This window comes from Nocardioides cynanchi (assembly GCF_008761635.1).
In the GTDB taxonomy this organism is placed as follows: Bacteria; Actinomycetota; Actinomycetes; order Propionibacteriales; family Nocardioidaceae; genus Nocardioides; species Nocardioides cynanchi.
In genome coordinates, this window is record NZ_CP044344.1 from 2365105 (window position 1) to 2382435 (window position 17331).

Consider the following 17331-nt stretch of genomic DNA (forward strand, 5'->3'; position numbering starts at 1 on the left):
ACGAGTGCGGATCGCGGTGGTCGGCGGGGGCCCGGGCGGGCTGTACTTCAGCGCGCTGGCACAGCAGCTGGCGGCCACCACCGGGCAGACACACGAGATCACCGTGTGGGAGCGCAACGCCGCGGACGACACGTTCGGCTTCGGGGTGGTCTTCAGCGACGAGACCCTGGGCGGGATCGAGCACGCCGACCCGGTGGTCTTCGAGCAGATGCAACGCGAGTTCGCGATCTGGGACGACATCGACGTCCACTTCAAGGGCGAGGTGATCACCAGCGGCGGGCACGGCTTCGCCGCCATGAGTCGGCGCCGGCTCCTGGAGATCCTCCAGGCGCGCTGCCGCGAGCTCGACGTGACCATCCACTTCCGGACCGAGGCGCCCGACGTCGACGAGCTCGTCGCCTCCCACGACCTGGTGCTGGCCGCCGACGGCCTCAACTCCGCGATCCGCACGCGGTACGCCGACACCTTCCGCCCGACCCGCGACGTCCGCGACTGCCGTTACATCTGGCTCGGCACCGACAAGGTCTTCGACGCCTTCAAGTTCCACATCGTCCAGACGCCGTACGGCGTGATGCAGATCCACGGCTATCCCTACGACGCCACCGGGTCGACCTTCATCGTCGAGATGACGAGCGAGGTCTGGCGGAACGCCGGCTTCGCCGACCTCGCTGACCGTCCGTGGGCTCTGGGTGAGTCCGACGAGAAGTCGATCGAGCGGATCCGTGAGCTCTTCGACGACATCCTGGGCGGCCACGAGGTGATGGCCAACAACTCGCGCTGGATCAGCTTCACCACGATCCGCAACGAGCACTGGGTCCACGCCGAGCCCGACCGGGCACCGGTGGTGATCCTCGGCGACGCTGCCCACACCGCGCACTTCTCGATCGGGTCGGGCACGAAGCTCGCGATGGAGGACGCCCTGGCGCTCGCGGCCTGCCTGCACGAGTCCCCCGACGTGGCCACCGCGCTCGAGGTCTACGAGGAGGAGCGCAAGGCGGTCGTGCTCTCGACGCAGCGCGCGGCCCAGGCCAGCCTCGAGTGGTTCGAGAACCTCGCCCAGTACGTCCATCAGGAGCCCGTGCAGTTCGGCTTCAACATCATGACCCGGTCCCGCCGGGTCACCTACGACAACCTCCGGCTCCGCGACCCGGAGTACGTCGCGCACTGCCAGGCCTGGTACGCCGAGCACGAGGCCCCGGTGGTCGAGCGGAGTCGAGACCACACGCCGCCGATGTTCCAGCCGGTCACCCTGCGGGCGGCCGAGGGTCGTGGCCTGGCTCTGAACAACCGGGTGATCGTCTCGCCCATGGACCAGTACGTCGCGACCGACGGCGTGCCGTCGGACTTCCATCTCGTGCACCTCGGCGGCAAGGCGCTCGGCGGTGCGAGCCTCGTGATGACCGAGATGATCTGCACCTCACCGGAGGCGCGGATCACCCCGGGATGCGGCGGCCTCTGGACCGACGAGCAGCGCGACGCCTGGGCTCGCGTCGTCGACTTCGTGCACCGCGAGTCGGCCGCCGCGATCGGCTGCCAGCTCGGCCACTCCGGCGCGAAGGGCTCCACCAAGCTGATGTGGGAGGGGATGGACGAGCCGCTCCCCGCGGGCAACTGGGAGGTCGTCGCGGCCTCGCCGGTCGCCTACTCGCAGGCCAACCAGACCCCGCACGAGCTCGACCGGGCCGGGCTAGACGCGATCCGGGACGAGTTCGTCGCCTCCGCGCGACGAGCGGCCGACGCGGGCTTCGACGTGCTCGAGCTGCACTGCGCACACGGCTACCTGCTGTCCGGGTTCCTCTCCCCGGTCACCAATCGTCGTACTGACGATTACGGCGGAGACGTGGCCGGTCGGCTGCGCTTCCCGCTCGAGGTGTGGCACGCGGTCCGTGAGGTCTGGCCGGCCGAGAAGCCGATGACGGTCCGGATCTCCGCCACCGACTGGGTCGAGGACGGCCAGACGCTCGAGGACGCCCTCGCCGTGGCCGCCGCCTTCGCCGAGGCCGGGGCTGCCGCGATCGACGTGTCGACGGGGCAGGTCACCAAGGACGAGCGGCCCGAGTTCGGTCGCAGCTACCAGACGCCGTACGCCGACGCGATCCGCAACCGCCTGGGCGTGCCGACCATCGCGGTCGGCGTGATCTCGTCGTACGACGACGTGAACTCGATCCTGATGGCGGGCCGGGCCGACCTGTGCGCGCTGGGACGGGTGCACCTCTACGACCCGATGTGGACCCTGCACGCGGCGGTCGAGCAGGACTACGACGGACCGGGCGCGGTCTGGCCGGACCCGTGGCGGGCCGGCCGCCGCAAGCCGCAGACGGGTCGCAGCGACGGGCCGAAACCGCGCCTGGAGCTGATCCGCTCCGGCGGCGAGGTCACGTCGCACCGACGTTGGCGGCCGGGCCTCTAGGAGATCGCGCGCGAGACCGCGCGACGCCTCGCTGCCAGGTCGACGACGTTGCTCCGCTCGGCAGCCGCCGGTCTCTTCCTCAGCACCCGAGTGGTCACCCGCCCGCGGACAGCCGTGACCGCGACCATCGCGCCGGTCTCGGTGTCGTAGGCCGCGACCATGCCGCGGAAGCGGCCCGGCCGGTCCATGGTCGCGATCAGGTGGCGCAAGCCGGCGACGCAGGCCGCGACGTCGGCGCCCCTGCGCGGACGCAGGCCGGTGCCGTCGCGGTTCGGGGCCCAGGCCAGCGCCGCTTCTCGCGAGCCCGCGAGTCGTCGTACGTAGGCGATCTCGTCGGCGGTGAGGGCGGGCTCGAGGTCGATGGCTCCGGCGAACTCGGTCGTCACGGGTTGCTCCTTCGTTGCGGTGGTCCTGCCTCCTTCCCGCTCGGTGGCCGGACGGCACCCGACGTCCTCGGGGCTGTGGAGGACCGTTCGCACCGGTGGCCGGATCGGGGCATCGTCGGGGGCATGACCGACGAGCCCTTCCGCCCCGCCCTCCGCACCCAGGCCGACCTCGAACGCATGTGGCGAGCGCTGATGTCGCCACTCGGCTTCCGCGGTCACTCGCTGTGGATGGTGGTGATCCAGGACGACCAGCCCGTGCCCCAGCTGATGGAGATCGTCGAGGCGAGCGCGCCGCCGGATCCCGAGGAGGTCGAGTCGTTCGCGCGGCTGCTGGAGCATCTGGCGATGCCCGGGCTGCGGTTCGCCTTCCTCCGCTCGCGACCGGGTCGCGGTCGGCCCGACGCGACCGACCGGGCCTGGGCGCGGGCCCTCCGTGACGCCGGGCGGCGGGCGGGAGCCGGCGTCGACGTGGTCCACCTCGCGCACGACGACGACGTGCTCCCGATCGCGCTGGATGACGTCCTCGCCGAGCCGGCCTGACATCCACAGGCGGCCGAGATCCTGGGTGCCGGCGAGGCGAAACCGTCGTACGGTGGTCACCACATCGATGCCGGTATTCGTCTCGGGAGGACTGCCGCGATGCGTGTACGTCGTTACCTCGCCGCCCTGCTCGTCGCGCCCGTGGTCTCCTCGTGCGGCGGCGGGAGCTCGTCGGTCGCCGATCCGCCGATCTCGAGCCCGCCCTCGTCCTCCCCGCCCAGCACCCAGCCGCCCGCGCACGAGAGCCCCGAGCACTTCATCCGACGGTGGGCGGCGGAGGAGAAGCGCATGGAAAACACCGGCAAAACCAGCGCTTACTCGAGCATGACTGATCACTGCAAGGCCTGCGACTCGCTCATGGCAGACGTCAGGAAGTTCTACTCCCACGGCGGGTACATCAGATGGGGTGGGCTGACCGTGCTGTCCGTAACAGTGAATGGTCGTGCGCAGCACGGCGGGGTGACCTACGACGTGAAGGTTGACTCGCGACCAACCCACTACCAGGAAACGGCAGATGGCGAGCTCAGACAGATCGAAGGCGGCATCACCAACGAGCTGGTGACTCTTAAGCGCACAGGGCAGACGTTTCAAGTGACCGGGCGCGCAAGGCTTGCCACATGAAGCTTGTAGTTGGACTCCTTCTCTCCATAGCCGGACTCATTCTCTGGGTTCCCGCACCCGCCGTAGCCACACCTGAAGACTGTGTTGCCGGTGGAAACCTCGGCGAGATCGATAGTGCCTGCATCAGGTCCGGCTCCGAGACCAACGCGTACATCACGGCCCACACGGACCACACGTACTCGATCCGCCCGGCCTGCGAGGTGGGCGGCCTGGCGCTGTGCGACCAGCCCGGCACCTGCAACATCGAGGGGCACGACGGCAACCTGTTCAACGTCTACCAGGACGACAGCCCCGAGCCGCTGGACTGGCAGGCCTGCCTGACCGACCAGGAGGCCCAGCACCTCGGCGGGCTGACCCCGGGCGCGGTGCAGCACGCGTTCGAGCGGCTCGCCTGGCCGGCGTCACCCCTGGTCGTCCAGCCGCCCGACGGGAGGACGCTGGTCAACTTCGACACGAACTTCTACACGACCAACACCGCGCCCTCGACCCGGACGGTGACCCTGATCGGGCAGCAGGTCACGATCGAGGCGACACCGACGCAGTACCTCTGGCACTTCGCCTCGGGCAGCGACGGAGCCGACCTGACCACCACCGACCCGGGAGCGGCGTACCCCGACCTGCGGGTGACCTACCGCTACCTCCACGTCGGTGACGTGAGCCCGAGCGTGGACACGACCTACTCCGGCCGCTACCGCGTCGGCAACGGCCCGTGGCGACAGATCCCGGCGACCCTCACCGTGCCCGGCGCACCGGTCGCCCTGCGGGTGGTCAGCGCGACTCCGCACCTCGTCGGCTACTGACCCATCACCTACGGCGCACGTAGCGGACGTCGCCGTCGGGCAGGCGGGACGGGTCCCACGTCGGGTCATGGGCGCGGTGATGGTGGAACGAGCACAACAGGACGCCGTCGGCGACATCGGTCCGGCCGCCCCTGCTCCACGGCCTGGCTGCATGGTGGGCCTCGCACCAGGCAGCCGGGATGTCGCAGCCCTCGGCACGACACCGGCGGTCGCGCAGGGCGAGTGCCTTGCGCTAGCCACGCGAGAACAGACGACGGGAGCGCCCGAGGTCAGCACCTCGCCCGCGCCGCCGAGCACGGCCGGCAGGATCTCGGCGGTGCAGGCCAGGCGACGCGCTTCGGTGGCCGTGATCCGGCCACCCGTCGACAGCTCGGCCGCACCGATCCCGTCGCGCAGCGCGTCCAGGTCGAGCGTCACGACGACCGATGTCGGCGTCCCGCCGTGGACCGGAAGACCGTCGGAGGGCAGGTGCTCGAGCAGCGCACAGAGTGCTTCGCCACGACGTCGCGGCAGCGACAGCGCGTCGAGGTCGCCGGGGACCGGACCGGTCGCGTCGGAGTCGAGGTGCCGTCGTCGCGGAGCGGTGAAGGAGTCGAGGTAGGCCCGGAGCTGGTCGGGAAGCCGCGCACACAGGTCGGTGACACCGTCGCCACGGGGTCGGAACGAGACCCGCAGCTCCGCCCGAGCCCGTCGCTCCTCGGCAGCCAGCAACGCCGCCTCCTGGGCCTCGGCCACCTCGGGCGCCACCGCATCGAGCACCCGCCGGCCGAGCACCCGCAGCTCGCGCGGACCGAAGTGCCCCGCATCGGCGACCAGCTGTGCGCACGCCTTGCCGGTCAGCTCCGCCCCGAGATCGGCGGGCAGCGCGTCCAGGGCTCGTGCGATCACCACCGCCTGCGCCGGATTGAGCACGCCGTCCCGAAGCGAGGTGAGGACGACGGGCCAGCGACCCAACGACTCGGCCGCCCGCTGGTCACGCACCCCGACCGACACCTCCGAGCGTGACTGCGCCGCGAGCCACACCCCCGCCGACCGGGCACCCACATCGGTGGCCAGGTCGGCGGACGACGCGATCAGCTCGAGCCTCAGCCCCTCCAGCCGGGCCAGCGCGCGATCGACCGCGCGCAGCGCCCGAGCCTTGTCACCGGTCGGCAGGAACGCCGGATCGAGGTCGGCCACGTCGTCGAGCGCCTCGTCGACCGACGCCAGACAGCGCAGGAGGGGGTGCTCCTCGAGCGGCTGCCTCATCGTGGTCATGGATCCACTCAAGCACCGACCACCGACAGTCAGACCGCGAGAATCCCCTTGTCTACCAGGGCAAACCTCGTGACCGTGATCGCCCGGAAAGGCGCTTCGGGACGTCAGCCACCCATCGACATCGTCGGCATCTGGCCCGCGCCCGGCACCGTGAGCCCTGGCAGCGAGCCGGGGGCGAACAGCACAGCGAGACCCAGCGCCAGCAGCACGAGCGCCACGCCGTACGTCGCGACCCGCCGCCACGGCAACGTCTTCTCGACGGCGATCAGGGCGGCGACCAGAGCCATCCACGCGACGCTCATGACGCCGAGGGCGAAGAGCGAGGCCATCAGCGCCCAGCAGCAGCCCACGCACCACGCGCCGTTCTTCGCGCCCATCCGGATGGCGCCCGCGGGCCCGCCGCGCCAGGAGCCGAGCAGGGCGCCGAGCGGGCTCCGGCACTTGCCCAGGCACACGTCCTTGAGCGGGGTCAGCTCGTAGCCGGCCGCCACGAGCAGGGTGGCTCCGGCGAGCGCGCGTCCGGCATGTCCCCAGGCCAGAGCGTCACCGGTCAGCCGCGTCGCGACCACACTCAGCGCGAAGGCGGCCACGCCGGCGCCGGCCCAGGTCAGGAGGTAGCCGGCGGTGAACAGCAGCGGCAGCAACCGTGTGCCCTGGCTCATCCGTGCGTACAACGCGACGGTCGGGGAGACCGACGGGAACATCATCGCCGCCATCATCACCACCCAGACACCGATGAACCAGACGAACGACCCCAGCCCTGTCCAGGGCCCGGCGTCCATCCCGTCCATCACCCGCGCGGTCCACCACCAGCCGAGTCCCGCGAGCACGACGAGTACGGCGACCAGGCCCCCTTGGGTCCGTGCCGCCGCGTACAGCGGCCGCAGCCCCGCCTGACCGGGAGCCGTCACCGGCTCGAGGTGGCTCATGGGTTCAGGCGGTCCACGCGAAGCTGGACGTCGACAGTCCGGTCTTTCCTTCGAACTCGATGCCGAAGGCGCTGATCTGCGACCGCTTGGCCTCGGCCATGGTCAGGCCGGACCCGGCCGGGTGGAACATCCCGGAGAACCTCACCGGCTCCCCGGTCTCCACCCCGAACGGAACGATGTCCTGGATCTCGAAGTCGACCGCGTCCCCGATCCGGACCGTGTGCCGCAGGCCGTCGTCCACGACCTCGATCGGCGCACGCTCCACGCCGAGCATCTCGCCGATCAGCGGAGCGAGCCCCGCCATCGGACCGCCGACCTGACCGCTGAAGACCCGGACCAGCTGGTCCAGCTGGGCGTCGCTGGCGGCATCGTCGACGAACACGCCCACCCGCCAGTTGCCCTCGGTCATCACCTTGGGGGTGTCGGCGACGAGAGCCACCGTATGGCCGGAGACGTCCGTGCCGTCGACGGCTCCCTCCAGGATGTCGAAGACGAGCACGACCCGACAGAAGTCATAGGTAGCCCCGTGGTCGAACGACAGGTTGCACGGGCACATGAGCTCGCACGAGCAGGTCTCGACATAGCTACCGGACAAGTTCCAGGACATCGAACCCCCTTGGTCAACGGTGAAAACGAGTGTGCTCTTGCCCTGCCGCGGTGGTCAACGGCCGGGCGCGCGCTCGCGGCAGGCGACGTGGAAGACTCCGCCCCGTGAGCCTGACGAGTCGCCGCAACGCGTGGCCCATCGCTGTCGTGGCCGACCTCCTGGTCGTGATCGTGTTCGCCGCGGTCGGCCGGTCCAACCACCACGAGTCGACCGGCCTGCACGGCATCTGGCACACGGCCTGGCCGTTCGCGCTGGGCACGGTGCTCGCGCTGGCGCTCACGGCGTACACGAAGACCGACCCGCTCACCCTCCGCGCCGGGCTCCGGGTCTGGCTGTGGACCCTCGTGATCGGGATGGTCGTGCGGGCCGCCACCGGAGCGGGTACGGCGTTGTCGTTCATCGTCGTGGCCACCCTCGTGCTCGGTGCGCTCTTCCTGGGCTGGCGTTTCGCGCTCGGCTGGAAGCGCTGGCGCTCACGGACCTCCTGGCTACGCCGCCGCTGACCGCAACCGGTTGCGCGCCCGGGACGCCTTTGCCACCCATGCGGGTGAAGAGCCATGGCCCCCAGACGGCTTACGCTGGATGAGGGGGCGAGGTCGCCATGGGAGCGGCGTCCTCGGTGCCCGACCAGCGATGTCGTGCCAAGGGAGGTCCCGGTCATGCCGTGCGAGATGGTGTCGCTGCGCCGAGGCCAGGTCGGACCTCTGCCACGCCTGGCGGCCGAGCAGGCCGAGGTGGTGACCTCCGACCTCCAGCCCGACCTGGACCACGTCGCCAAGGTCGCCCACGACCTGGGTCAGTGGCTTCCGCTGCCGATGCAGGGCGACACCTTGAGCCTCTGGGAGTCGCTGGCCAGCCTCGGGGCCGTCGACCTGACCGTGGCTCGCGTGGTCGAGCCGCACGTCGACGCCCTCTCCATCCTCCGTGAGGCACGCCGCGAGGGCGCCGTGCCCGACGAGGAGTGGAGCCGGCACTGGCCCGGCTGGAGCGCCGCCCCGCTCTGGGGCGTCTACGCCGCGGAAGGTCGCGAACGGCTCCGGGCCGTGCGCGGCACGGACGGCAGCTGGTGCCTGGAGGGCGTGAAGCCCTGGTGCTCCCTGGCCGACCGGGCGAGCCACGCGCTGATCACCGCCTGGGTGGACGACGAGCAGCGCGGGCTGTTCGCGATCGACCTGTCCCACCCCGGCGTCCGGGTCGCCGTCGGCGACGACGAGGGCGCCGGCCAGTCGTCGAGGTGGGCCGCGCGCGGCCTCACGCAGGTCCGCAGCACCGCGATCCACCTCGACGCCGTCCCCAGCGTCGCGATCGGCCCCCCGCAGTGGTACCTCGCCCGTCCGGGCTTCGCCTGGGGCGGGGTCGGGGTCGCCGCGATCTGGTACGGCGGCGCGGTCGCCCTGGCCTGCCGGCTGCGGGCGGCCTTCGAGCAGCGCCCGCCCGACCAGGTGGCCCTGATGCACCTCGGTGCGGTGGACACCGCGCTGACCCGCGCCCGCGTCGTACTCCAGGAGGCCGCCCAGGTCGCCGACGACCCGGCGACCTCACGTGCCGAGGCGGAGCTGGTCTCCCAACGGGCCCGCCAGGTGGTGGCCGACACCGTGGACGAGGTGCTCAACCGCGTCGGGCACGCCCTCGGTCCGGCACCACTGACCGGCGAGGAGGAGCACGCCCGACGGGTCGCCGACCTCACCGTCTACGTCCGCCAGCACCACGCCGAGCGCGACCTGGCCCGGCTCGGACAGCTCTCCCTCGACGGCCCCGGAGGCTGGCAGTGGTGGTGACCACGCCGGCCCGCCCGTTCACCGCCTCCGGACCCGGCACACCCGCCACGGTCTGGAGCATGCACCTCGCCGAGGCCCACCACCAGCCCGCCGATCTCACCGGTGTACGACGTGTGGTCGTCGTCGGAGCGCATCCCGACGACGAGTCGCTCGGTGCCGGCGGACTGGTCGCGACCGCCCGCGCCCTCGACCTCCCGGTCGACCTCGTCTGCGCCACCGACGGTGAGGGCAGCCACCCCGCGTCGCCGACCCACACCCCCGACGACCTGGCCCGGCGCCGGACCGAGGAGTGGCTCGCCGCCGCCGACGCCCTGGGCGTCGACGGGGCACACACGCATCGGCTGGGGCTGCCCGACGGCGGCCTCGACACCCGCGTCGCCGAGCTGACCACCCGGCTGGTCGAGCTGGTCGGAGACGGACGCGACGCCGTGGTCGTGGCTCCATGGAGCGAGGACGGCCATCCCGACCACGAGGCCGTGGGCCGGGCGGCCGCCGCCACCGCGCGTCGTACCGGCGCCCAGCTCTGGGAGTTCCCGATCTGGCTGTGGCACTGGTCGACACCCTCCGACCCCCGCGCCCGCCGGCTGCGTCCCCTCGCGCTCGACGCACCCGCTGCCGAGCGCAAGCAGCGGGCCATCGCCGCACACGCCAGCCAGGTCTCCGCGCTCTCGTCCCTCGAAGGTGACGAGACACTGCTGACCCCGTCGCTGCTTGCGCACTTCGCCGGTGGGCACGAGTGGTTCGTGATCACGCCGGCCGAGGACTGCGCGGACGACGCCCTCGACCGCCTGCACCGCGACGACCCGGACCCGTGGGGGGTCGACTCGCGGTGGTACGAACGCCGCAAGCGCGCCCTCCTCCTGGCCGCCCTCCCCCGCGAGCGCTTCCGCCACGTCCTCGAGATCGGCTGCTCCACCGGAGCACTGACCGCGGCTCTCGCCGAGCGCGCCGACCGCGTCCTCGGCGTTGACCGCTCGGTCGCAGCGCTGGCCGCGGCGCGGCAACGGCTCGCCGATCTCCCCGGCGTCGCGGTCGCCGACCTCGACGTCCCACACGCCTGGCCCGACGAGGAACCGTTCGACCTCGTGGTGGTCTCCGAGGTCGGCTACTTCCTCAGTCCGCAGGCCCTCGACGCCCTGGTCGACCGGGTGTCGACCGGTCTGAGTCATGACGGCGTCGTCGTCCTCTGCCACTGGCGACACCCGGTCGAGGGCTGGGTCGCGGACGCCGACGACGTGCACCGCCGCTTCCACGAGGGAGCCCTGCCGCCGCTCCAGGCCGACTACCGCGACCGCGACGTCGAGATCCGCGTCCATGCCGAGCACTGGCCGGATCCCACCGGATGAGGCACGAGTTCGACCACGTCCTCGTCGTCGTACCCGCGCACGACGAGGCCGACCGCCTCGGCGCGCAGCTCACCGCGATCGCCTCGGCCGTCCGGTACGCCGCGTGGTCGCGGCCACGGACCGCGATGTCGACCACGGTCGTGCTCGACTCCTGCACCGACGGATCGGCCGACGTGGCCGCGGGGTTCGCCGGCGTCCACGTGGTCGAGGCCGAGCTCGGCTGCGTCGGCCGCGCTCGACGGCTCGGCATCGCCCGGGCACGGGCCCGCCACGACCTCGACCCGGCCCGCACCTGGGTGGCCTGCACCGACGCCGACAGCGTCGTCCCGCACGACTGGCTCAGCGGACAGCTCGACCTCGCCGAGTCCGGGTCGCGGCTCGTGCTCGGCACGGTCTGGCCCGACCCGGCCGACCTCGAGCCGGCCCGACTGCGCCGATGGCTGGCCCGCCATCACCTGCGAGACGGGCATCCCTTCGTGCACGGCGCCAACCTCGGCTTCGCCCTCGACGGCTACGACCGGGTCGGTGGCTTCCGGGCGCTGCCGGTCGGCGAGGACGTCGACCTGGTCACCCGGCTCCGCGCCCTCGGCCTCGCTGAGACCGCCACGTCACGGCTGCCGGTGCTGACCTCCGGCCGGCTCCGCGGCCGTGCGCCGGCCGGCTTCGCGTCGTACCTCATGTCGCTGGTGCCCTGACCGTTCCCGGCCCAGCCGGATCGGGTCGAGCAGGTCCGGGTCAGCGGACGGCAGCCGCCAGGACCCGAGACGAGAGGTTGGCCGGGTAGCGGATCGAGGTCGCGTCGTGGGCCGGCTCCGGGGTGAGCGGGCTGTGCAGCCGCACCCACTTGCGGTAGCCGATGCCGGTCATCGACAGGTAGTGGAACGCGCGCTCGCGCAGGCCACGCTCGACCTCGAGGCTCAGTCCGTCGGCGATCAGCAGGCCGTGCACCTTGCCCTGCCGCGCCTCGGCCCGCAGCCAGTCCACCGAGAGGGCGAGCTGGTCGAGGGCGCCGATGCCGACCGCGGTGGTCTTGTTCTCCACGACCAGCCAGTCACTGGCCGCGGCGATCTCGCAGTCCTGGGTGAAGCGCATCAGCAGGTCGGCCCGGCGGCCGTCGACGAACATGTGCTGCTGCCCGCGTACGCCGTCCATCTCCTCGTTGGCGAGGCGGACCGGGTAGCCGAGCTTGTGCAGGATGTCGAGGCGGGCCAGCAGCCAGCCCTCGAAGGCATCGCGGTTCGGCAGCGACCAGACCGGGTACGGCGACGGCTTGCCCTCGGCGTCGGAGCCGAAGGTGGCGAGCCACGCGTCGAGCATTGCGAGGTACTGCTCGGCGTCCTCGTCACGGATCATCAGGCGGTCCATGCAGCGGGCGAGCAGGCCCCAGCGGCCGATCAGTGGGTAGCGCGCGACGGTCTCGATGGGGAGCTTGAGGTGCTCCGCCAGCTCGGCCTCCGTGACGTCCACACTCTCCGGAAGCTGCCACTGCCCGTCTCCGAGCCGCAGCAGCAACCGGTCGAGCACCGGACAGCCGAGCCGACCGATCACCAGCGGCGGCGCCACGACCGAGATGTCGTCGGTGACGCACTCGTCGACGACCTCGTGAGCGACCGTGCAGAGCTTGGTCGCCTTCTCGTAGGACTCACCCGTCGCCTTCATGACGGCGTTGATGACCTTGTCGGACTCAGCCATTCGTCACACCCCCCCAGATGTTGGGGAAATGGTAGTGAACGAACGCAGGAAACCACCTGACCCAACCGGGCCAGGGGTATTCCTTTACCAGCCGGATCGCCTCACCGAGCGGCGCCCGACCCGGCGAGCTCCGCCCCCTGTTCTACGTGGCCCATCCGGGCCCTGTCCGGCTTTTGGCCAAACTGTGTCGGTCGGCCGCACGCCGGTGACGCCGCCGGTGGCGCCGGCCCGGATCGCTCACCCCACGTAGGTCCGGCAGGGCTGGGAGCGCAGCGAGCGGCAGGGCGGGGCCGTGGCCGGGATCTTGACGCCCGGCACCATCGAGAGCGCGAGCGACGAACGGTGCCGCCGGTCGGTCGCGATGGTGACCCGCTGACCGTGGTCGAGGGTGTCGAAGGCCCACAGCGGCCGCGCTCCCCCCGGCGGGTCGAGGGTGATCCGGAGCCGGTCACCCGGGCGGAACGGCTGGGCGAACGGCATGATCTCGATCCGGAGCAGGCGGTACTTGCCCCGGGGCATCGGCCGGGCGTCGGCCGCGAGGTCGGTGTGCACCGGCTTGAGCGCGGTGGACGGGCCGGGCTTGAGCTTGCGGTGGCTGGCCCGGAGCTCGCCGTTCTGGACGAAGACCTCACGGCCGCTGGGCCTCACGTCGGTGACCGTGGCCTCGAGGTCGACGTCCTTGCTGGCGGTCTTCACCCATACGTTCAGCGAGCCGCTGCCGATCACCACCAGCTTCTTCTTCAGCGGCGGGGTGATCCACCCCAGGCCCTTGCCCTTCGGGATCTGCTTCCAGCTGTACGACGGGTGCGGGCCCCAGATCGCGTTGCTGCTGCCGGTGTAGTCGGTCGCCGGCAGGGCGGTCGGGTCGGCGGAGAAGGAGCGCGCCGTCGCGTGCTTCGCGCCTTGATGCACGTGGTGCCCGGACAGCTTGCCGCCCGGGGTCAGGAACCAGCGCTTCACCTGGGCCCGCGGGATCGGCCAGGACGCGAAGCGGTGCTCGAAGCGCCCGACCGGCGCGCCCGACGGCTGGCCCTGGGCCGCGCCCTCCTCGAAGATCACCCGGATCGGCGGCGTCGAGTTGTAGAGCTTGCGCGACTGCTTGAGGTCCAGGCCCGCGTAGCTGTCGTCGGCCACGGCGTGGAGACCGGTCATGCCGGTCAGCGTCTGGGCGAGGTTCACCCCGACGACGCCCTTCAGGAAGGTGGTCGGTGGCGTTCGGGCGACGTAGAGCAGGAGGAAGTCGGCGTACCGGTTGAACTCGCCGAGGCTCAGCGACTCGGTGTGCGAGCCGTTGCTCATCGTGGCGTAGAGGTGCGGGGCCGACGTGAACTTGTCGAGGAAGTCGGGGAAGTGTCCGCCGGTCTGCTCGTCCTGCCACGCGCCGGCGAGGTAGACCGGCACCTTGATCCTGCCGACGAAGCGGCTCGGGTCGATCTGCTGGTAGTAGGTCTTGTTGTAGAACGGGTTGTCCTCGATCGTGCTGACCGGGTCGGGGTTCTGCAGGCGGACGTTCTGGTTGGTGGCGCACTCGGTCACCTGGTCCGGCGTCGCGCCCTGCGGGGAGTGCTCCCAGCCTTCGCCGAACGGCGCGGCGTCGTGCGCTCGCGCGGTCGCCCACGGGGTCGCGAAGCCGGTGTTGAGGATGCCTCCGGGCCACAGCGTGCCGCGGTAGGTGTCGTCGATCACCGACAGCGGCGAGATCGCGGACAGGTGCGGCGGCTGGGTGCGGCCGACGTACAGCTGCTCGATGCCCGGGTAGGAGATGCCGACCATGCCGACCTTGTGGAACTTCACCCACGGCTGGGCGGCGACCGCCTCGATGGCGTCGTACCCGTCGAGGCTCTGCACCGGCTCGAAGGGCAGGTAGGAGCCGCCCGAGCAGCCGGTGCCGCGGATGTTCACACCGACGTAGGCGAACCCGAGGGTGGTGAAGATCTGGGCGAACCCGGCGTTGGCCGGGTTGCTGGGGTCGTAGCCGCTGTACTCGACGACGGTCGGGTAGGGGCCCTGGTTCGCCGGACCCGGGAGCACCACGTTCGCCGACAGCGTGGTGCCGTCGCGGGTGGTGATGAAGTTGAACCCGTTGGTGAGCGTCTGCCCGTCGAAGAACGACTGCTGCGGCGGTGCCGAGCTCAGGTTGGTGACCTGCTGGGCGGGCGTGGCCGTGCCCGGGAGGCCGGCCTGCTGGACGCGGTAGACGCCCTTGTGCAGCTGGCGCCACTCGAAGCTGCCCATCGTGTCGACCGTGCCGGTGCCGACCACCGCGCCCTGGTGCACCAGCTCGAGCTGGGTGCCCGGGGTCCCGCCCAGCATCTCGAGCTGGTTGGTGCCCGGTCGCGGGGTGCCGATCGACGGCGGCGGTGCGGCCGAGGCGGACTGGACCACGGTCTGGGTGGCCAGCGCCAGCGCCAGGATCGACAGGAGGGCGACGAGGGCGCGCAACAGCGGCGTACGGCGGGGCATGCCCGGAGCGTAGACCCCGGAAGGTAGGTCGATCGTCGGTCCTCCGACGACCGCCTCGCCAGCCGCCCCCGGCCGCCGACAGGTCGGCGGTCGCGCCCGGGTGCAGCCGTTCGAGCCCTCCTTGCTTCCCCCGTGGAGCAAGAAGCGTTCCCAGACTAGGAATCGGCGGTTCCTGCGCGCATGCTCTTTACCGAATTGTTGTGATCCGGACGGGCCGCGGAATGGGTGGCCACCGGTCGGGGTTGGCCTTGGCATGAGCGAGAAGCGCGTCCTGGTCCCCGGTCCCGACCACCCCATCACGATCACTCCGGCCGAGAGCGCGGTGACCGTCCGGTACGCCGACCGCCTCGTCGCCTCGACCGAGCGGGCACTGGTGCTGCAGGAGGCGAACTACCCGCCGGTCTTCTACGTGCCGCTCGAGGACGTCGAGCCCTCCGTCCTCCAGGCCACCGCTCACGAGACCTACTGCCCGTACAAGGGCGACGCCTCCTACTACTCCCTGGCCGACGGCGACGCCCTGGCCGAGAACGCCGTCTGGACCTACCGCACGCCGTACGACGCCGTGTCGGCGATCGCCGGGCACGTGGCGTTCTACCCCCACCACGTGGAGATCACCGCCGCCTGACTCCGCCGGTCGCGGTCTCGGTGGTCGAGCGGAGCCTCTCGGTGGTCGAGCGGAACCTCCCGGTGGTCGAGCGGAACCTCTCGGTGGTCGAGCGGAGCCTCCCGGTGGTCGAGCGGAGCCTCTCGGTGGTCGAGCGGAGCCTCTCGGTGGTCGAGCGGTCTCGGTGGTCGAGCGGTCTCGGTGGTCGAGCGGAGTCGAGACCAGGTCCCCCTAGTCAAGCCCGGCCGCGGCTGACGACACTGTCCCCGTGGCCGATGCCGTCACCGCCGTCGTCCGGGTCATGCAGTCCCGGCTGGACGCGCTGACCCCCGAGCAGGGCCACCTGCGCGAGTTCCTCGGCACCTACCTGCGGACGACGCTCGCGGTCGGGAAGGCCGTCGACGACGGGGTGTTCGAGGACGCCGCGTGGGTCGAGCAGTGGGACGTCGCGTTCGCGGAGCTCTACCTGGCGGCGCTCGACACGCACCTGCGTGGCGGGGCCCCGCCCCGGCCCTGGCGGCTCGCCTTCGACGCCCCCGCCGACCTGCCGGCCCTGCGGCTGGTGCTGCTCGGCATCAACGCCCACGTCAACTACGACCTCCCGCAGGCGCTGCTGGCGGTGATCAGCGACGCCGACTTCGCCGACGCTGCCCTGATGGCACGGCGGCGCCGTGACCACGAGCGCATCGACGGGGTGCTCGCCGGGAGGGTGGCCGCCGAGGACGACGAGCTGGCCTCCCGCTCGACGAGGTCGCTGCTCGACCGCGCACTGCAGCCGCTGAACCGGGTCGCCTCGAAGCGCTTCCTGCGCGAGTCCCGGACGAAGGTCTGGCACAACACCGTCGAGCTCCAGGCCGCGCGGCTCACCGGCCCGACGGCGTACGACGTGCGGCTGGCCGAGCTGGAGGTGCTCAGCGCCGCCCGGATCGCCGACCTGCTGGCGCCCGGTCAGGTGCTGCTCCGGCTGGCGGTGGCGGGCTTCGGCGTGGTGCTGCCACCGCCCGGCTGACTCACCCCGCCGGGGAGTGGCGCTCGTAGCGGATCCACAGGTAGGCCGAGCCGACCAGCATCCCGAGCGCACCGAGCAGCAGCGGCCAGGTCAGGGCGCGGCCGTCGTCCATCTCGCCGCGGGCCCGGACCGCACCCAGCAGGATCAGCACGAGCATCACCACCTCCACCTGGAGCATCAGCCTCAGCGACGACCATCGCGGGTCGACCCAGGCGTTCACGCCGGCGCCGCCGAGGCAGAAGACAGCCGCGACGACCCGGCAGGTCAGCGGCGTCAGCGGCCACGGCCACAGGTCGATCACGGCGCTCGGCGCCACGAACATCACGACCCCCTGGACCAGCGCGGCCACCCCGACCACCGCGATCACGGCCCGCTCCCCGGGCCGCAGCACGAGGTCGCCCGCGGCCGGCGCGACGCCGTACCTCCGGTTGGCCAGCCACGCGCCGACCACCAGGAACGGCGTCGTGAAGTAGAGCCCCGCCCAGAGCCAGAAGGCGACGTGGTGGTGCAGGAACTTGTCCCAGTGCATCAGCGTCGCGACGCCGAGCAGGCTCGCGAACGTGGCCACCGCCGGGAAGCCGGCGCCGGTGTGGTGCCAGTGCCGCTCGCGGGCCACGCGGACGAAGAAGTAGGCGCCACCGAGGTAGGCCGACGCCAGCACCATCGAGGTCATCTGCACGGGGATCACCCAGGACCACAGCTGGGCCGTGCGGTCCGGGAACAGATACAGGATCGCCCACGCGACCACCAGGAACGGGACGATGAAGAGCGACAGCCCGCGGGTGAAGCGCAGCACCCGGTCGTCGCGGACCACTTCCCCCACGGCCATGCGTCGCCTCGCTGACTCGACGTGTCCCGAGGATCGCGAGACCGAGTCTCCACCCGGCAG

General features: G+C 71.6%; 17 protein-coding genes and 1 pseudogene. 10 read left to right on the forward strand and 8 right to left on the reverse strand.

Annotated elements, in window-relative coordinates; translation table 11 throughout:
* The first annotated feature begins 4 nt into the window (after positions 1-4).
* Positions 5-2410 (forward strand): bifunctional salicylyl-CoA 5-hydroxylase/oxidoreductase, encoded by a 2406-nt coding sequence (locus tag E3N83_RS11385; protein ID WP_151083368.1) that lies wholly within the window; start codon positions 5-7, stop codon positions 2408-2410.
* Here the strand turns inward: E3N83_RS11385 and E3N83_RS11390 are convergent.
* Positions 2407-2796 carry a hypothetical protein gene (locus E3N83_RS11390; protein ID WP_151083369.1) on the reverse strand — a complete coding sequence of 130 codons (390 nt, stop codon included), beginning with the start codon at positions 2794-2796 and terminating at the stop codon, positions 2407-2409. The two genes, E3N83_RS11385 and E3N83_RS11390, sit on opposite strands and share 4 nt — an antisense overlap.
* 123 nt (positions 2797-2919) lie before the next feature.
* Here E3N83_RS11390 and E3N83_RS11395 point away from each other — a divergent pair, with 123 nt between their 5' ends.
* Positions 2920-3336: a hypothetical protein gene (locus E3N83_RS11395; protein WP_151083370.1), complete on the forward strand. Its 417-nt coding sequence runs from the start codon at positions 2920-2922 to the stop codon at positions 3334-3336.
* A gap of 113 nt (positions 3337-3449) precedes the next feature.
* On the opposite strand, the gene E3N83_RS19550 is transcribed toward E3N83_RS11395, so the two are convergent.
* Complete coding sequence (locus E3N83_RS19550; protein ID WP_191907771.1) at positions 3450-3626, reverse strand: hypothetical protein; 177 nt, start codon at positions 3624-3626, stop codon at positions 3450-3452.
* Here E3N83_RS19550 and E3N83_RS19555 point away from each other — a divergent pair.
* Together E3N83_RS19555 and E3N83_RS20010 are read left to right on the forward strand one after the other, a co-directional pair.
* Complete coding sequence (locus E3N83_RS19555; protein ID WP_191907772.1) at positions 3625-3957, forward strand: hypothetical protein; 333 nt, start codon at positions 3625-3627, stop codon at positions 3955-3957. The genes E3N83_RS19550 and E3N83_RS19555 overlap by 2 nt on opposite strands.
* A gap of 200 nt (positions 3958-4157) precedes the next feature.
* Positions 4158-4757 (forward strand): hypothetical protein, encoded by a 600-nt coding sequence (locus E3N83_RS20010; protein ID WP_238342868.1) that lies wholly within the window; start codon positions 4158-4160, stop codon positions 4755-4757.
* Between the two features lie 327 nt (positions 4758-5084).
* Here the strand turns inward: E3N83_RS20010 and E3N83_RS20345 are convergent.
* From E3N83_RS20345 to E3N83_RS11415, 3 genes and pseudogenes are all read right to left on the reverse strand, one after another.
* A pseudogene (locus E3N83_RS20345) lies at positions 5085-6014 on the reverse strand (DUF222 domain-containing protein); the annotation flags it as partial.
* Between the two features lie 104 nt (positions 6015-6118).
* Positions 6119-6943 (reverse strand): DUF2182 domain-containing protein, encoded by an 825-nt coding sequence (locus tag E3N83_RS11410; RefSeq protein WP_151083373.1) that lies wholly within the window; start codon positions 6941-6943, stop codon positions 6119-6121.
* Between the two features lie 4 nt (positions 6944-6947).
* Complete coding sequence (locus tag E3N83_RS11415; protein ID WP_151083374.1) at positions 6948-7550, reverse strand: DUF1326 domain-containing protein; 603 nt, start codon at positions 7548-7550, stop codon at positions 6948-6950.
* A 104-nt stretch (positions 7551-7654) separates the two neighbouring features.
* On the opposite strand from E3N83_RS11415, the gene E3N83_RS11420 reads away from it, so the two are divergent.
* The 4 genes from E3N83_RS11420 to E3N83_RS11435 all read left to right on the forward strand — a co-directional run bounded on the left by E3N83_RS11420 (position 7655) and on the right by E3N83_RS11435 (position 11369).
* Entirely contained in the window at positions 7655-8053 is a 399-nt protein-coding gene (locus tag E3N83_RS11420; RefSeq protein WP_151083375.1) for a DUF3054 domain-containing protein, read from the forward strand.
* Positions 8054-8209: 156 nt separating this feature from the next.
* Entirely contained in the window at positions 8210-9328 is a 1119-nt protein-coding gene (locus E3N83_RS11425; protein WP_202879206.1) for an acyl-CoA dehydrogenase, read from the forward strand.
* Positions 9322-10674 carry a PIG-L family deacetylase gene (locus E3N83_RS11430; protein WP_151083376.1) on the forward strand — a complete coding sequence of 451 codons (1353 nt, stop codon included), beginning with the start codon at positions 9322-9324 and terminating at the stop codon, positions 10672-10674. The genes E3N83_RS11425 and E3N83_RS11430 overlap by 7 nt, the downstream gene beginning before the upstream one ends.
* A complete protein-coding gene (locus E3N83_RS11435) occupies positions 10671-11369 on the forward strand; it encodes a glycosyltransferase family 2 protein (protein WP_151083377.1) in 699 nt (232 codons plus the stop codon). Before E3N83_RS11430 ends, E3N83_RS11435 begins: the two co-directional genes overlap by 4 nt.
* A 40-nt stretch (positions 11370-11409) precedes the next feature.
* On the opposite strand, the gene E3N83_RS11440 is transcribed toward E3N83_RS11435, so the two are convergent.
* Both E3N83_RS11440 and E3N83_RS11445 read right to left on the reverse strand, forming a co-directional pair.
* Positions 11410-12366 carry a hypothetical protein gene (locus E3N83_RS11440; protein WP_151083378.1) on the reverse strand — a complete coding sequence of 319 codons (957 nt, stop codon included), beginning with the start codon at positions 12364-12366 and terminating at the stop codon, positions 11410-11412.
* Positions 12367-12603: 237 nt separating this feature from the next.
* Positions 12604-14829 carry a CocE/NonD family hydrolase gene (locus E3N83_RS11445; protein ID WP_191907773.1) on the reverse strand — a complete coding sequence of 742 codons (2226 nt, stop codon included), beginning with the start codon at positions 14827-14829 and terminating at the stop codon, positions 12604-12606.
* 253 nt (positions 14830-15082) lie between these two features.
* On the opposite strand from E3N83_RS11445, the gene E3N83_RS11450 reads away from it, so the two are divergent.
* Together E3N83_RS11450 and E3N83_RS11455 are read left to right on the forward strand one after the other, a co-directional pair.
* The gene (locus E3N83_RS11450) at positions 15083-15454 is read left to right on the forward strand and encodes a DUF427 domain-containing protein (RefSeq protein ID WP_151083380.1); all 372 of its coding nucleotides are present in this window, start codon (positions 15083-15085) and stop codon (positions 15452-15454) included.
* Between the two features lie 247 nt (positions 15455-15701).
* A complete protein-coding gene (locus tag E3N83_RS11455; protein ID WP_151083381.1) occupies positions 15702-16442 on the forward strand; it encodes a DUF5995 family protein in 741 nt (246 codons plus the stop codon).
* Position 16443: 1 nt separating this feature from the next.
* Here the strand turns inward: E3N83_RS11455 and E3N83_RS11460 are convergent, their stop codons facing one another.
* The gene (locus E3N83_RS11460) at positions 16444-17271 is read right to left on the reverse strand and encodes a hypothetical protein (RefSeq protein WP_151083382.1); all 828 of its coding nucleotides are present in this window, start codon (positions 17269-17271) and stop codon (positions 16444-16446) included.
* Positions 17272-17331 lie beyond the last annotated feature (60 nt).

Bases quoted from the DNA above. Each gene is read 5' to 3' on its own strand.
- E3N83_RS11410 (WP_151083373.1), bottom strand. From the start codon at position 6,943: ATGAGCCACCTCGAGCCGGTGACGGCTCCCGGTCAGGCGGGGCTGCGG.
- E3N83_RS11435 (WP_151083377.1), top strand. From the start codon at position 10,671: ATGAGGCACGAGTTCGACCACGTCCTCGTCGTCGTACCCGCGCACGAC.
- E3N83_RS11395 (WP_151083370.1), top strand. From the start codon at position 2,920: ATGACCGACGAGCCCTTCCGCCCCGCCCTCCGCACCCAGGCCGACCTC.
- E3N83_RS11445 (WP_191907773.1), bottom strand. From the start codon at position 14,829: ATGCCCCGCCGTACGCCGCTGTTGCGCGCCCTCGTCGCCCTCCTGTCG.
- E3N83_RS11415 (WP_151083374.1), bottom strand. From the start codon at position 7,550: ATGTCCTGGAACTTGTCCGGTAGCTATGTCGAGACCTGCTCGTGCGAG.
- E3N83_RS19550 (WP_191907771.1), bottom strand. From the start codon at position 3,626: ATGCGCTTCTCCTCCGCCGCCCACCGTCGGATGAAGTGCTCGGGGCTC.
- E3N83_RS11440 (WP_151083378.1), bottom strand. From the start codon at position 12,366: ATGGCTGAGTCCGACAAGGTCATCAACGCCGTCATGAAGGCGACGGGT.
- E3N83_RS11450 (WP_151083380.1), top strand. From the start codon at position 15,083: ATGAGCGAGAAGCGCGTCCTGGTCCCCGGTCCCGACCACCCCATCACG.
- E3N83_RS11460 (WP_151083382.1), bottom strand. From the start codon at position 17,271: ATGGCCGTGGGGGAAGTGGTCCGCGACGACCGGGTGCTGCGCTTCACC.
- E3N83_RS19555 (WP_191907772.1), top strand. From the start codon at position 3,625: ATGGAAAACACCGGCAAAACCAGCGCTTACTCGAGCATGACTGATCAC.
- E3N83_RS11425 (WP_202879206.1), top strand. From the start codon at position 8,210: ATGCCGTGCGAGATGGTGTCGCTGCGCCGAGGCCAGGTCGGACCTCTG.